Origin of the sequence: Tumebacillus lipolyticus (assembly GCF_042682745.1) — a bacterium.
GTDB classification, from domain to species: Bacteria; Bacillota; Bacilli; order Tumebacillales; family Tumebacillaceae; genus Tumebacillus_A; species Tumebacillus_A lipolyticus.
This window is the reverse complement of sequence record NZ_JBHUIO010000016.1, coordinates 1-15,001: the sequence shown is the minus strand read 5'-3', so window position 1 is coordinate 15,001 and position 15,001 is coordinate 1. Positions and strand designations below refer to the sequence as shown.

General features: G+C 58.7%; 7 protein-coding genes and 1 tRNA gene. All 8 read left to right on the top strand.

The genetic code is table 11. The features are described 5' to 3' along the window. Window positions 1–168 precede the first annotated feature (168 nt). The 8 genes from ACFSOY_RS19750 to ACFSOY_RS19715 all read left to right on the top strand — a co-directional run bounded on the left by ACFSOY_RS19750 (window position 169) and on the right by ACFSOY_RS19715 (window position 14,727). Window positions 169–243, top strand: a tRNA-Gly gene (locus ACFSOY_RS19750). A gap of 1,015 nt (window positions 244–1,258) precedes the next feature. Beyond that, window positions 1,259–2,044 (top strand): 2,3-dihydro-2,3-dihydroxybenzoate dehydrogenase, encoded by a 786-nt coding sequence (locus ACFSOY_RS19745; protein WP_386049579.1) that lies wholly within the window; start codon window positions 1,259–1,261, stop codon window positions 2,042–2,044. Between the two features lie 22 nt (window positions 2,045–2,066). Continuing rightward, window positions 2,067–3,302, top strand: a complete 1,236-nt coding sequence (dhbC, locus tag ACFSOY_RS19740; protein ID WP_386049578.1) for an isochorismate synthase DhbC — start codon at window positions 2,067–2,069, stop codon at window positions 3,300–3,302. Next, window positions 3,296–4,918 carry a (2,3-dihydroxybenzoyl)adenylate synthase gene (locus ACFSOY_RS19735; RefSeq protein WP_386049577.1) on the top strand — a complete coding sequence of 541 codons (1,623 nt, stop codon included), beginning with the start codon at window positions 3,296–3,298 and terminating at the stop codon, window positions 4,916–4,918. The genes dhbC and ACFSOY_RS19735 overlap by 7 nt, the downstream gene beginning before the upstream one ends. Window positions 4,919–4,936: 18 nt before the next feature. After that, window positions 4,937–5,830: an isochorismatase family protein gene (locus tag ACFSOY_RS19730; protein WP_386049576.1), complete on the top strand. Its 894-nt coding sequence runs from the start codon at window positions 4,937–4,939 to the stop codon at window positions 5,828–5,830. Window positions 5,831–5,862: 32 nt separating this feature from the next. Continuing rightward, window positions 5,863–13,074, top strand: a complete 7,212-nt coding sequence (locus ACFSOY_RS19725) for an amino acid adenylation domain-containing protein (RefSeq protein WP_386049575.1) — start codon at window positions 5,863–5,865, stop codon at window positions 13,072–13,074. Further along, the gene (locus ACFSOY_RS19720; protein ID WP_386049574.1) at window positions 13,058–13,282 is read left to right on the top strand and encodes an MbtH family protein; all 225 of its coding nucleotides are present in this window, start codon (window positions 13,058–13,060) and stop codon (window positions 13,280–13,282) included. Before ACFSOY_RS19725 ends, ACFSOY_RS19720 begins: the two co-directional genes overlap by 17 nt. Then, complete coding sequence (locus tag ACFSOY_RS19715; RefSeq protein ID WP_386049573.1) at window positions 13,279–14,727, top strand: MDR family MFS transporter; 1,449 nt, start codon at window positions 13,279–13,281, stop codon at window positions 14,725–14,727. The genes ACFSOY_RS19720 and ACFSOY_RS19715 overlap by 4 nt, the downstream gene beginning before the upstream one ends. Window positions 14,728–15,001: the final 274 nt, after the last annotated feature.

The following is a 15,001-nucleotide window of genomic DNA, read 5'->3' as shown; positions in this document are numbered from 1 at the left end:
TTAAGCTCCGCAGAGCCGATGGTACTTGGACCGCAGGGTCCTGGGAGAGTAGGTCGCCGCTAGGCGTGTTTTTTCCAAACTTTATACGCGAGCATGGTAGAAATGGTAGACGCGTAAGATTCAGATTCTTGCAGGGGCAACCCTATGTAAGAGAACGATCATAGTCGTGCGGAAGTGGCTCAGGGGTAGAGCATCGCCTTGCCAAGGCGAGGGTCGCGGGTTCGAATCCCGTCTTCCGCTCCAAAATGTAGAAGAGAAGAGGACTTGTTCCCATCGGGAATAAGTCCTCTTCTCTTTTTTTCGCCTACGCGCATTTCGCCTACGCGCATTTCGCCTACGCGCATTTCGCCTACGCGCATTTCGCCTACGCGCATTTCGCCTACGCGCATTTCGCCTACGCGCATTTCGCCTACGCGCATTTCGCCTACGCGCATTTCGCCGCGGAACGGAAAGAGCGTCGATCTGTCGTCCGAAACGCAGTGTTGCTGCAACGGTAAACGAACGTAAAGTGAGGTAGTCCCCAGTGGGAACTACCTCACTTTTGTGTTTAACAAGTGAATTTTTGAAATGTAATTCTGGCTATTGTCCATGCGTGATTCGGGCTATTGTCCATGTTCGAAGCGGATGTACATAACATATAATCGGTAATGAGAATCACTATCAATTAAGCTTCATTTAGCTGGATCTATATTGGTGACACGCCCAACGATTTTATTATTGAGCCACTTGGATAACCAAAAAAGTTGAGAGACTTGAGTGTGTCGAGCCAGAGGAGCGAGTGGAGCCAGAAGAGCTAGAGGAGCCAGAGGAGCCAGAGGAGCCAGAGGAGCCAGAGGAGCCAGTAGAGCTAGTAGAGCTAGTAGAGCTAGTAGAGCTAGTAGAGCTAGTAGAGCTAGTAGAGCTAGTAGAGCTAGTAGAGCTAGTAGAGCTAGTAGAGCTAGTAGAGCTAGAGGAGCCAGAGGAGCTAGTGGAGCCAGAGGAGCTAGTGGAGCTAGAAGAGCCAGTGGAGCTAGAGGAGCCAGTGGAGCCAGTGGAGCTAGAGGAGCCAGAGGAGCTAGAGGAGCCAGAAGAGCTAGAAGAGCTAGAAGAGCTAGAGGAGCTAGAGGAGCTAGAGGAGCGAGAGGAGCTTGTGGAGCTTGTGGAGCCAGTGGAGCCAGTAGAGCCAGTAGAGCCAGTAGAGCCAGTAGAGCCAGTAGAGCCAGTAGAGCCAGTAGAGCCAGTAGAGCCAGTAGAGCCAGACGGGAAAGGAAATGAGGCTATGTCAGATCGCGAGAGAATGGGCAGAGTCGTTCTGGTGACGGGTGCTGCTCAAGGGATTGGGGAGGCAGTCGCACGTGCCTTTGTGAAGCGAGGAGATCTGGTGGCTGCGGTTGATAAAAACGCAGCCGGACTAGACCGACTTCTAGCGGAACTAAACGGTGAGGGGCACCAAGCAGCAGCTTTCCAGACGGATATCAGCGACAGGGAAGCGGTGGATGCGGTCGTGGAGCAGATCGAGCGTGATCTGGGTCCGATCGAGGTGCTGGTCAATGTTGCGGCTCTGCTGCGACTGGGAGCGGTGGAGTCGCTCTGCGATGAGGATTGGGCAGAGACGTTTGCGGTCAACGTCTCGGGCGTCTTCTATGTATCTCGCGCTGTGATCAGGCGAATGGTGCCGCGCAAGTCAGGATCGATTGTGACCGTAGGATCGAATGCTGCAAGCGTGCCGCGCATGCACATGGCTGCCTACGCCTCCTCCAAAGCGGCAGTCACCATGTTCACGAAATGCATGGGGCTGGAGAACGCTCAACACGGCATTCGCTGCAACGTGGTCTCACCCGGTTCAACAGAAACGGAGATGCAGCGTTCGATGTGGAGCGATGCAAACGGTGCGGAAGCTGTCATCGCCGGCTCGTTGGAATCGTTTAAGCTGGGCATCCCGCTTCGGAAATTGGCAACACCATCTGACATTGCAGAGGCGGTGCTCTTCTTAGCTTCCGACCGAGCCAGCCATATCACCATGCATGATCTGCGCGTGGATGGCGGGGCCACCTTGGGAAATTAAATCACTGGGAGGTTTTGTGAAAATGAGAAAATCCAATGTTGCCACGGTCGCACAGGCCGAACAACTTCTGGAAGCGTACCGGGCAGGGGCGTCTTTCTTCTTGTCTTCGCCGCGACGGACGATTCTGGCCGAAGGGGTCAGAGCTTCGCTGCAGAGCGAGACGTCTGGAAGCTTGGTAGAGCGCGTAACCGCTCTGCTGAACGATGCAAAGCGCTCAGAGGATGAGCTGGCGGTCGTCGTCGGCGCTGTTCCGTTCGATCACAGGAAACCGGCGCAGCTGGTCGTGCCGATGTCTGTCCAATGGGCGGGGCCGCTCCAATTCGGCTCCAGCGAACCTGTGACCCAGCCATCCGCTGCGGCCTATGAGATGGAGCCCGTTCCTAAACCTGAGGAGTTTCTGCGCGGGGTTGAAAAAGGATTGGAGCGGCTGGAATCGGGTGAGCTGCTCAAGATCGTGCTTTCGCGAACGCTGCAGATGACCTCGGCGACTCCGGTCGATGTACAGCAGCTGCTGAAAAACTTGGCGTGCAAGAATACGCACGGCTACACGTTCGCTGTCGACCTGCCCAGAACGGGGGACGAAAACGATGCAAAGCTGTTACCGCGCACGCTGGTCGGGGCAAGCCCAGAGCTGCTCGTCTCGCGATCTGGCATGAAGGTGATCGCCAATCCGTTGGCCGGGTCGACGCCGCGCAGCAAAGATCCGGTCGAGGATCGAAGACGCGCAGATGCGCTGCTCGACTCGCCGAAGGATCTGCATGAACATGCGGTCGTGGTCGAGGCTGTTGCGGAAGCGCTGCGACCCTGTTGTCGAACCTTAGAAGTTCCGGAAAAACCGTCGTTGGTGCAAACGGAGACCATGTGGCATCTCTCCACGGTGGTCACAGGCGAGCTGTTCGATCCTGCTGTCTCTTCGCTTGAGCTGGCGGTCGCTCTGCATCCCACTCCGGCCGTCTGCGGCACTCCGACCGATCTGGCCCGAACGGCGATCGGGGAGATCGAGCCGTTCGATCGCGGGTTTTACACCGGGATGATCGGTTGGTGCGATTCGAATGGGGACGGCGATTGGGTGGTGACGATCCGCTGTGCGGAAGTGGAAGATCGCTCGCTTCGCCTGTACGCAGGAGCGGGCGTGGTTCTCGGCTCCAGCGCAGAGGCGGAACTTGCGGAGACATCGGCTAAGTTTCGGACGATGCTTCAAGCGATGGGCTTGAACGGCGAACCGGCCGCTCAAGGATCGGAGGATGGAAAATGCTAGCCGATTGCCCAACTTGGCCAAAGGAGTTTGCTGATCGTTACCGAGCTGCCGGCTTTTGGCGAGGGATCACCTTCGGCGACATGTTGCGGGAGCGGGCGGCCAAGCACAAAGATCGCATCGCGATCACCGACCGTGACACCCACTGGAGCTATGCCGAACTGGACAGACGGGCCGATCGGCTGGCGGCAGGTTTGCAACAGCTTGGGATCAAGCGGATGGATCGCGTCATCGTGCAACTGCCCAACATCGCCGAATTTTTTGAGGTTTGTTTTGCGCTGTTCCGCTTGGGTGCGCTGCCCGTCTTTGCGCTTCCTCTGCATCGCAGCAATGAGATCAGCTATTTTGCCGAGTTTGCGGAAGCGACAGCCTACGTGATTCCAGATGTGAACTCGGGGTTTGATTATCGACAGTTGGCGAGAGAGGTGCAGCGCAAGATACCGACCTTGAAGCATGTGATCGTAGTGGGCGAGGCGGAGGAGTTTGTGGCGTGCGACAGCCTGCAGGCAACTCCCCGCGAACCGTTCCCAGCTGTGAGCGCGAGCGATGTCGCCTTCCTGCAACTGTCGGGCGGCAGCACCGGATTGCCCAAGCTGATCCCGCGCACGCACGACGATTATATGTACAGTTTGGAAGCGAGCGCGGAGATCTGCGGGCTGGATGAGAGCAGCGTGTATCTCGCCGCCCTTCCGGTCGCGCACAACTTCCCGCTCAGCTCGCCCGGCACGCTCGGGACGCTCTATGCGGGAGGAAGAGTCGTCTTGGCACCGCGCCCCAGCCCGGACGATGCGTTTCCCTTGATCGAAAAAGAGGGTGTGACGATCACCGCGCTGGTGCCGCCGCTCGCTCTGATCTGGTTGGAAGCGGCAGGATCGCGAAATTTTGATCTGTCCAGCCTGCAAGTGTTGCAGGTCGGGGGCGCCAAGTTCAGTGCGGAAGCGGCACGCCGCGTTCGACCGGTGCTCGGCTGCACGCTTCAGCAGGTGTTTGGCATGGCGGAAGGTTTGGTCAACTACACGAGATTGGATGATCCGGAGGAGATCATCGTCAACACGCAGGGGCGGCCGATCTCCGCACAAGATGAGATCCGCGTCGTCGATGAGCAGGATCGCGATCTGGCGCCGGGCGAGGTGGGGCAGCTGTTGACCCGCGGCCCTTACACCATCCGCGGCTACTACAAGGCGGAGGCGCACAATGCACAGGCGTTCACAGCTGACGGTTTCTATCGCACCGGAGATGTGGTGAAAGTGACGGGGCAGGGCTATCTGGTCGTCGAAGGGCGGGTCAAGGATCAGATCAACCGAGGTGGGGACAAAGTGGCCGCTGAGGAAGTGGAAAACCACCTGCTCGCACATCCGGCCGTCCATGATGCGGCGGTCGTCTCGATGCCCGACGAGTTTCTCGGCGAGCGCACCTGTGCGTTTATCATCCCACGCGGGCATCGGCCGACCGCAGCAGAGCTGAAAGCGTTTTTAAAAGATCGCGGTCTGGCTCCCTACAAAATACCGGATCGCCTGGAACTGATCGAAGACTTCCCACAGACGGGAGTGGGAAAAGTGAGCAAAAAAGCGCTGCGTGAGGCGATCATTCAAAAGATGCAACCTTTGAACAACAAATAACCGAAAAGAGGGAATCAAATGGGTCTTCCTACCATTTTGCCATATCAAATGCCGGGGGCAGCAGACATGCCCCGCAACAGAGTGTCGTGGACACCAGACTCGAAACGCGCCGTGCTGCTCATCCACGATATGCAGCAGTATTTCCTGAACGCGTTTTCTGCTGGAGAATCACCGGTGGTGGAGCTGTTGGCAAACATTCGCGCTTTGAAGAAACGCTGTGTGGAGCTCGGCATCCCGGTCATCTACACGGCACAGCCGGGCGGTCAGACGCCGGAACAGCGCGGCCTGCAACTCGATTTCTGGGGGCCGGGCATCGACGGCGGGCCTGAGCAAAAGCAAATCGTCGCGGAGCTTGCGCCGACCGCAGAGGACATCCAGCTGACGAAGTGGCGGTACAGCGGATTCCAAAAAACGAATCTCCGCGAGCTGCTGCAGCAACAGGGGCGCGATCAGATGATCATCTGCGGCGTGTACGCACATATCGGCTGCATGCTCACCGCAGGCGAGGCGTTCATGCAGGAAGTCGAGGCTTTTTATGTGGGAGATGCTGTGGCAGACTTCTCGCTCGACTATCACAAGATGGCGCTCAAGTATGTGGCGGAACGCTGCGGGGTTACCATGCTGACACAAGATGTGCTGAACGAGCTGAATCGGGAAACAGGAGATGCGCATCAGGGCGAGCAGGGGCAGTTTTTGACGCCGGAGCTCGTGCGCGAACAGGTCGCCGAGCTGCTTCACGAGTCGCCTGCCGATCTCGCCGATGAGGACGATTTGATCAACAGCAAAGGGCTCGACTCGATTCGGATCATGAGCCTGATCGAAAAATGGCGCCGCAGCGGGGTGGAAGTCTCCTTTGTGGAGCTGGCCGAACAACCGACGCTCAGCGCGTGGTTCAAACTGCTGTTTGCATAGAGTGTTTCGATTGGAAAAGGAGGTAGGAAACCATGCGGAACTCTCCTGATGTTCGGTGGTCCTTGACGGGTGCGCAGTCTGGCATATGGTTTGCGCAAAAGCTGGATGGAGAAAACCCGATCTACAACACCGGCGAATACATAGAGATCCAAGGTTCTGTGAATCGGGAGCTGTTCGAGGTCGCGCTGCGACAAGCTGTGGCGGAGGCGGAGACGTTGCACCTCCGATTTGACGAGGATCATGAAGGGCCGTGGCAGTTCCTCGCCACGGAGCGAGATTGGTCGTTGCACCAGGTGGACGTCAGCGCCGAGTCCGATCCGATGGGTGAAGCGATCGCGTGGATGCGGGCAGACTTGGCTCAGCCTGTCGATCTTCGATACGGCCCGCTTTTTTCGGAAGCGCTGTTGCAAGTGGCGGAAGATCGGTTTCTCTGGTATCAACGCATTCATCACATCGCGATCGACGGTTATGGCGTCTCGCTGCTGGCGCAGCGCGTGGCGAAAATTTACACGGCGCTGATGGCGGGCAAGACGGACGAGAAAGGCGAATTTGGCGCGCTGCGGGCGATCGTCGAGGAAGATCTGAACTATCGTGCGTCCGAACAGTATATGAAAGATCGAGATTTTTGGCTGGAGCGCTTTGCAGACCAACCGGAGGTGGTCAGTCTGGCCGACCGGGCCCCGCAAACGTCCCGGAGCTTTCTGCGGCAGACTGTGCGGATGACCGCTTCTGGCACGGCCCTTCTGAAAGCTAACGCGACCAAAATGATGACAGGCTGGTCAGACCTCGTGCTGGCAGCCGCTGCGATCTACGTGCATCGGCTGACCGGGGCAAGCGAAGTTGTGCTCGGACTGCCGATGATGAGCCGCCTCGGCTCTGTCTCGCTGCGGATTCCCAGCATGGTGATGAACCTGATCCCGCTGAGGGTGTCTGTTGCTCCCGACATGAGCTTGGCCGACTTGGCCGCACAGATCGCGGCGGAGGTGCGCCAAGCTCGCATCCATCAAAAATATCGGCACGAGGAACTGCGTCGCGACTTGAAGCTGCTCGGCGAGAATCGGAGGCTGTTCGGCCCGCAGATCAACATCATGCCTTTCGATTATGCGCTGAACTTTGCTGGGCAGCGGGGAATCATGCACAACCTTTCGGCAGGGCCGGTCGATGACCTGTCGATCAATGTGTATGACCGTTCGGATGGCAGCGGGTTGCACATCAACATGGATGCGAATCCTGCGGTTTATGATGCGCGCGATCTGCACGCGCATCAACAGCGATTGCTTCAGCTTCTGGAACGGGTGGGGGCTGTCGACCCGCAACTGCCGATCGGCAGTTTTGACTTGGTCTTGCCGGAGGAACGCCAACAGGTGTTGATCGATTGGAATGCGACCGCGCATCAGGTCGAGCGGTCGAGTGTGGTTGAGCTGTTCGCAGGGCAAGCGGCGCATCGTCCGCACGCTTCTGCTGTGATCGGTGAGGAGAGCGCTCTGACCTACGCGGAGCTTGCGGCGCGGGCCAATCGACTGGCGCGGCTGCTGATCGCGCAAGGGGTGGGCGCGGAGGGCATCGTCGCCATCGCGCTGCCGAGGACGGTCGATCTGGTCGTCGCGATGCTCGCGGTGCTGAAGGCGGGAGCGGCCTATCTGCCGCTTGACCCCGACTTTCCAGAAGATCGGATCACCTACATGATCGAGGATGCAAAGCCGGTGTGCATGATCACCAACACGGAGGTCGCTTCCAACCTGTCCGATCAAAGCACAGTGACCAAAATCGTGCTCGACGCGCCTGAGACGGAAGCGCGGATCGCGCAGTTCTCCGGCGCTGCACTCCGCGCCGAGGAGCGACATACGAGCTGGTCTCCCGCGCATCCCGCCTATGTGATCTATACGTCCGGCTCGACCGGAAGACCAAAAGGGGTCGTCATCACCCACGCCAACTTGACCAATTTCCTTCTGGCAATGCAGGAGCGCTTCCAACTAGGCGTTCAGGATCGGCTGTTCGCCGTCACGACGGTCGCGTTCGATATCTCGGCGCTCGAAGTGTACCTGCCGCTGGTCAGCGGCGCTTCGGTCGTCCTGGCGCCCAAGATGGTGATTCAAGAGCCGACCGTGCTGGCGAAGCGAATCGCAGCATCGGGCGCCACGATCATGCAGGCCACCCCGACGCTGTGGCAAGCGCTGGTGGCGCACAGCCCCGAGGCGCTCCAGGGCTTTCGCGTGCTGGTGGGCGGCGAGGCGCTTCCCACAGCGCTTCAGTCTGCGATGCAGGGCTTGAATTGTCCGATCACCAACCTCTACGGACCGACAGAGACCACGATCTGGTCGACAGCTGCGTCGATCGAGTCCCGGGCTGAGGGAACTCCGCCGATCGGTCGTCCGATCTGGAACACGCAGGTCTATGTGCTGGACTCCGGCTTACAGCCTGTGCCACAAGGCGTGGTCGGCGATCTCTACATCGCCGGAGATGGGGTGGCGCGCGGGTATCTGCATCGACCTGATCTGACGGCGGAGCGATTTGTCGCCAACCCGTTCGGTGCGCCGGGCAGCCGGATGTATCGCACCGGGGATTTGGTCAAGTGGCGGAAAGACGGCGCTTTAGACTATGTGGGCCGGTCTGACCACCAGATTAAAATCCGTGGGTTCCGCATCGAGACGGGTGAGGTCGAGGCGGTGCTTGCGCGGCAGGCTGGCGTTGAGCGGGTTGCGGTGCTCGTCCGCGAAGACACGCCTGGCGACAAGCGCCTCACCGCCTATGTTGTGACTGGCCGAGAAGTCGATCTCGATCTGGCAGAACTCCGCCAGACGATCGCAGAAAGTCTGCCCGATTACATGGTGCCTTCGGCGATCGTCATGCTCGATCGGTTGCCACAGACCCCGAACGGCAAGATCGACCGCAAGGCGTTGCCAGCGCCCGACTTCAGCCTGATCGTCACCGGGCGGGGCCCGCGGACTCCGCAAGAGGAGATTCTGTGCGATCTGTTTGCTGAGGTGCTCTCCCTGCCGCGGGTGGGGATCGATGATGGATTTTTTGAGCTGGGCGGACATTCTCTGCTCGGCGGACGGCTGATGATCCGCATCCGCGAGGCGTTTGGCGTCGAGCTTTCGATCGGCAATCTGTTTGAAGCGCCGACTGTTGCGAGCCTGATCAAACGGCTCGATCAGGCGCAGAGCGCTCGACCGGTGGTGCGACAGGCGGTGCGGCCTGATGAAATTCCGCTGTCTTTTGCCCAGCGGCGGCTGTGGTTTTTGCACTGTTTGGAGGGGCCGAGCCCGACCTACAACATTCCGCTGGTGGCACGTCTGCGCGGTGATCTGAACCGCGCTGCTCTGCAGGCGGCACTTCGCGATGTGGTGGGAAGGCATGAGACGCTGCGCACGATCTTTCCAGAAGCGATGGGCAGCTCGCAGCAGCTGATCTTGGACCCAGCAGATGCTGAGGTGCCCTTGCTGGTTGTCGAGACATGCGAGGAGGAGTTCTCGCAACTGCTGAGCGAGGCGGCGCGCTACCGGTTTGACCTCGCAGATAAACCGGCGTTTCGCGCGCAGCTGTTCGTGCTCGGGCCGGACGATCATGTGTTGCTGCTGCTGTTGCACCATGTGATCGGCGATGGTTGGTCGCTCCATCCGCTCGCTCGCGATCTTGCGTTCGCCTATGCTGCACGATGCAAAGAGGAACTTCCAGCTTGGAAACCGTTGCCTGTGCAATATGCCGATTATGCGCTCTGGCAAGATCGGCTGCTGGGAAGCGAAAGCGATGAGAACAGCTTGATCGCAACTCAGCTCGACTATTGGACGCAAAAGTTGCAAAATCTGCCCGATCAGCTGGAGCTTCCCACCGACTATCCCCGCCCCGCGAGCGCAAGCTACCTCGGCGAGACGATCGATTTTTGCATCGAGCCGGAGCTGCACAATAACTTACTTTCGCTCGCTCGGGTGAACCGAGCCAGTCTGTTCATGGTGCTGCAGGCCGGTCTTGTCGCCTTGCTCACCCGACTGGGAGCAGGAACGGACATTCCGATCGGGAGTCCGATCGCGGGGCGCAGCGACGATGCGCTCGATGATCTGGTCGGTCTGTTTATCAACACGCTGGTGCTGCGGACAGACACGTCTGGAGACCCGAGCTTCTGCGAGCTGATCGATCGGGTTCGCCTGGTGAATCTGGAAGCGTATGAGCATCAGGATGTGCCGTTTGAGCGCCTTGTCGAAGTGTTAAACCCGGTGCGCTCCCGCTCCAGACATCCGCTGTTTCAACTGATGTTCGTGTTCCAAAATACGCCCGACCCGACGCTCGATCTGCCCGGTCTGCAAACGAGCCTTCAGCTGCATCCGGTCGGGGCTTCGAAATTTGATCTGACGGTGGAACTTCGCGAGCGCCGCGCGGCTGACGGGTCGCCAGATGGGATCGACGGCCTGCTGGAATTCAGCACAGATCTGTTTAAACGGGAGACGGCGGAGGCGATCTCGACCCGTCTGCTGCGCTTGTTGGAAGCTGCTGCGACCGACCCTGACCAGCCGATCGGGCGTCTGCCGATCCTTGCGCCGGACGAGCGGCAGATGATCCTTGAACAGTGGAATGGAGCGCCGCAGGAAGTCCTGCCAGCAACTCTGCCGCAGTTGTTTGAGGCACAGGTGGCTCGCAGTCCAGAGGCGGTGGCGGTAACCTGCGAGGGCGAAGCGCTGAGCTACGCGGAGTTGAACGAGCGCGCCAATCGATTGGCCCATCTGCTGATCGAATACGGCGTGGGCCCGGAGCGGATCGTCGCGCTCGCTTTGCCGCGAGCTGTGGAGATGATCGTCGGGCTGTTGGCTGTGCTCAAAGCTGGCGGAACCTATCTGCCGTTAGACCCGGAATATCCGGCAGAACGGATCTCCTTCATGCTCTCCGACACGCAGCCCGTCTGCTTGATCACAAACTCAACCGTCCATGCCGACCTGCCGGAGATGGGAGACATGAGCAAGATCGTGCTCGATGATCTGGCAACTGTGGAACGATTGCAAAAGAAAGCGACAACCAATCTGGGCGATCTGGATCGAAAATCGAGCCTGTCCCCTTTCCACCCTGCTTACATCATCTATACATCCGGTTCGACAGGTCGACCGAAAGGGGTGGTCATCCCGCATCAAAATGTGGTGCGGCTGTTCGCTTCGACCGAGCATTGGTTCCGGTTTGATTCGGCAGACGTGTGGACGATGTTCCATTCCTACGCGTTCGACTTCTCCGTCTGGGAGATCTGGGGTCCGCTGCTGCACGGCGGCAAGCTCGTCGTGGTGCCACATACGACCAGCCGATCACCGGTGGAGTTTTTACAGCTGCTGGCACGCGAGCGAGTTACGGTGCTCAACCAGACCCCGTCTGCATTCTATCAATTGATGCAGGCAGACAGAGAGCATGCTGATGTCGGAAGGACGCTCGCGCTTCGCTCGATCATTTTCGGCGGTGAAGCGCTCGACCTGAGCCGCCTTGAAGACTGGTATGATCGTCATCCTGACAGTTTCCCGAAGCTGATCAACATGTATGGAATCACGGAGACGACGGTGCATGTCACCTACAATGCGCTCGATCGGGAAGTGGCGGCGCGGAGGGCGAACAGTTTGATCGGGAAAGGCATTGTCGACCTGCGCGTCTATGTGCTGGACGCGGCGCTACAGCCTGTTCCTCCCGGCGTCGTCGGCGAGATGTACGTGGCGGGCGAGGGGCTGGCGCGCGGCTACTTCGGACGTCCGGGGTTGACGGCGGAGCGGTTTGTCGCCGACCCGTTCGGGGTGGCGGGTTCACGCATGTATCGCACGGGCGATCTTGCCCGTTGGCTTCCTGACGGCTCGTTAGATTACTATGGCCGTGCTGATCAGCAGATCAAGATTCGCGGGTTTCGGATCGAATTGGGTGAAATCGAGGCGGCGCTTATCCGGCACGAGAAGATCGTGCAGGTCGCGGTGATTGTTCGTGAAGACCAGCCGGGCGATCAGCGGCTGGTGGCGTATGTGGTGTCCGATGGGCCAGAAAGCCCTGAGCCGATCGAACTGCGGCGATTCGTCTCGGCGAGCCTGCCCGATTACATGGTGCCTTTTGCCTTTGTGTCTGTGGCGGAGTTGCCACTTACCCCCAACGGCAAATTGGATCGCAAAGCGTTGCCAGCACCGGAGATCACCTTGTCGGCGACAGGTCGGGGTCCGCGGACTCCGCAAGAAGAGATTCTCTGCGATCTGTTCGCCGAAGTTCTGTCCTTGCCGCGGGTCAGCATCGATGACGGTTTCTTCGATCTGGGCGGTCATTCTCTGTTGGCAGTTCGTCTGACGAGCCGGATTCGCGAGGATCTCGGCATCGACTTAGGAATTGGCAACCTGTTTGAAGCGCCGACCGTCGCAGCGCTCTCCGAGCTGTTGGAGATGGGAACCAGCCAAAGCGCGCTGGAAGTTTTGCTGCCGCTGCGAACGGGAGGCGACAAGACTCCGCTGTTCTGCGTGCATCCGGCGGGCGGATTGAGCTGGTGCTACGCCGGCCTGATGAAGCACCTGGGAACTGATATTCCGATCTACGGATTGCAGGCGCGAGGCATCTCGGAGCGCACAGGGTTTCCGCAAACGCTCGAAGAGATGGCGATCGATTATCTCGAACAGATTCGCAACGTGCAACCACATGGCCCCTATCATCTGTTAGGGTGGTCGCTCGGCGGCAATGTCATACAAGCGATGGCCGTTCTTTTGCAAGATCAAGGGGAAGAAGTGTCGCTGTTGGTCATGCTCGATTCCTATCCGAGCCACTTCCTGCCGATCGAGAAAGGGCCGAGCGAGGAGGAAGCGTTGATCGCGCTGCTCGCTTTGGGCGGTTACGACCCGGACAGCATGGGGGACAAACCGCTGGATATCGCCAGTGCGGTCGAGATCTTGCAGAGCGATGGCAGCGCGTTGGCAAGCTTGAATGAGGAGACGATTCTCAATCTAAAAGAGACGTACGTAAATTCGGTTCGCATCTTGGGCGAGTACGTGCCGCGAGCGTATGAAGGGGATCTGCTGTTTTTCCGATCGACGGTGATCCCAGACTGGTTTGATCCGATCGAACCGGAAACGTGGATTCCGTATCTAAAGGGCAACATCGAGCAGATCGAGATCGACTGTCGCCATAAAGACCTCTGCCAGCCGGAGCCGCTGGTTGAAATCGGGCAGGTTCTCGCCGCCAAGCTGCGAGATCTGCACGGCGAAACGCCACAAGCAAATGCGAAGGAGATTGTCTATGACCAATCCATTTGAATTGACGAACGGCACCTATTTTGTTTTGAGAAATCAGGAGGGCCAGCACTCGCTCTGGCCTGCCATTTCGCTCGTACCGATCGGTTGGGACGTTGTGTTCGGACAGGAGAGCAGAGCTGCGTGTCTGGAATATATCAACTCGAACTGGAACGATCTGCGACCGAACAGTTTGGGAGGGTCTGGTGCTTCGACAGGTGATGTGCGATGAGCGCTTGGCTCAACCCGAAGCGCACGGTGGCGATCCTCTATGTGGTCGCCATGTTTATGGCGGCTATGGATGGCACGATCGTAAACGTGGCGCTGAAGACGATCAGTGCGGAGTTCCAAGTGCCGCCCTCCGCATCGAGCTTGATCAACGTGGGCTATCTGGTCAGCCTCGCATTGGTGTTGCCCGTCTCCGGGTGGCTGGGGGATCGGTTTGGAACCAAGCGGATCTTTTTGCTCGCCATCGGTCTGTTCACCGTGGCGTCCGCGATGTGCGGTTTTGCGGAAAGCTTGGGCACTTTGACCTTGTTCCGAATTTTTCAAGGGGCGGCGGGCGGGCTGCTCACGCCTGTGGGCATGGCGATGCTCTTTCGCGCGTTTCCACCGCAAGAGCGGGTGAAGCTCTCGCGCTATCTGGTGCTGCCGATTGCGCTGGCGCCTGCGTTCGGCCCGATCATCGGGGGATTGCTCACCGATGAGCTGTCGTGGCGGTGGGGGTTCTATGTCAACATTCCATTCGGTATCTTGGCGGTGGCGTTTGGCGCGTACTTCCTGCGGGAGCATGTGGAGCCTTCGGTCCGAAAACTGGATCTGCCAGGCTTCCTGCTCTCCGCTCCTGGATTTGCGATGCTCGTGTATGCGCTGAGCCAAGGTTCAGCGCGGGGCTGGACAGCTCCTGAAATCATCACCACCGGTCTGCTCGGGATTGTTTTTATCGCGCTGCTGGTCGTTGTGGAATTGCGCGTCAGCCAGCCGATGCTCGATTTGCGCTTGCTCAAAGAGCGGCTGTTTCAGACATCAGGTCTGATCAATCTGTTCATCGCGTCCGGCCTGCTCGGGATGCTGTATGTGTTTCCGCTGATGTATCAGGACGTGCTGCATGCATCCGCCTTGGATGCTGGGCTGGTCACCTTTCCGGAAGCGCTCGGTCTGATGGTCGCTTCCCAACTGGTGCCGCTGATCTATCCGCGATTGGGGCCCAAGCGACAGATCGCCATCGCGCTGTTCTGCGCGGCTGTCGTGTTTGTGCTCTTAAGCTGGGTGGGGACGACGAGCAACCCGTGGGTGTTGCGCGCGCTGATGTTCTCTGCCGGCTTTTTCTTGGGGCAAGCGGTCGGGGCGGTGCAGATCATCTCCTTCACCAAGATTCCAGGAGCTTCGATGGGAAGAGCTTCGACGCTGTTCACGGTGCAAAACAGGCTTGGCTCCGCTTTAGGGCTGGCAGTTTTGGCGACGCTGCTCGCGGTGGTCGGCAACAGTCCGGCCGATCTGTCTGCGCAGGCAGCACCCGATCTGTTCGCCTATCGGGTGGCGATGCTCGGCGCCGCAAGTTTCTTGCTGATCGCTTTGGCATTCGCGCTGCGCATCCGGTCGGCAGACGTGGAAGCGACGATGCAAAAGCGCTCTACAGCAGGAACGGCAGTCGCATCACCAAGCGTGAAAAACTGATCAAAAGCTCGATCTGCTGAGGATCGAGCTTTTGATGCTTTACATCAGGGCGATTTGTTTCAATTTGTTTTTCCGCCATGATTGTGAGGATGAGCGTCGCATGATATGATGGTTCCTGTCGCCGCGAGAAAGCTGGCGGTGAGAGCTTGCGAAAAATTACCTGTTGCAATCGAGTTTGCGATGTGGTACATTATCCAATGTCGCTTCTGGCGAACATGATTGATCCTTGAAAACTAAACGAGTGTTACGAAGAGAGATGCGAGTCAAGATACAA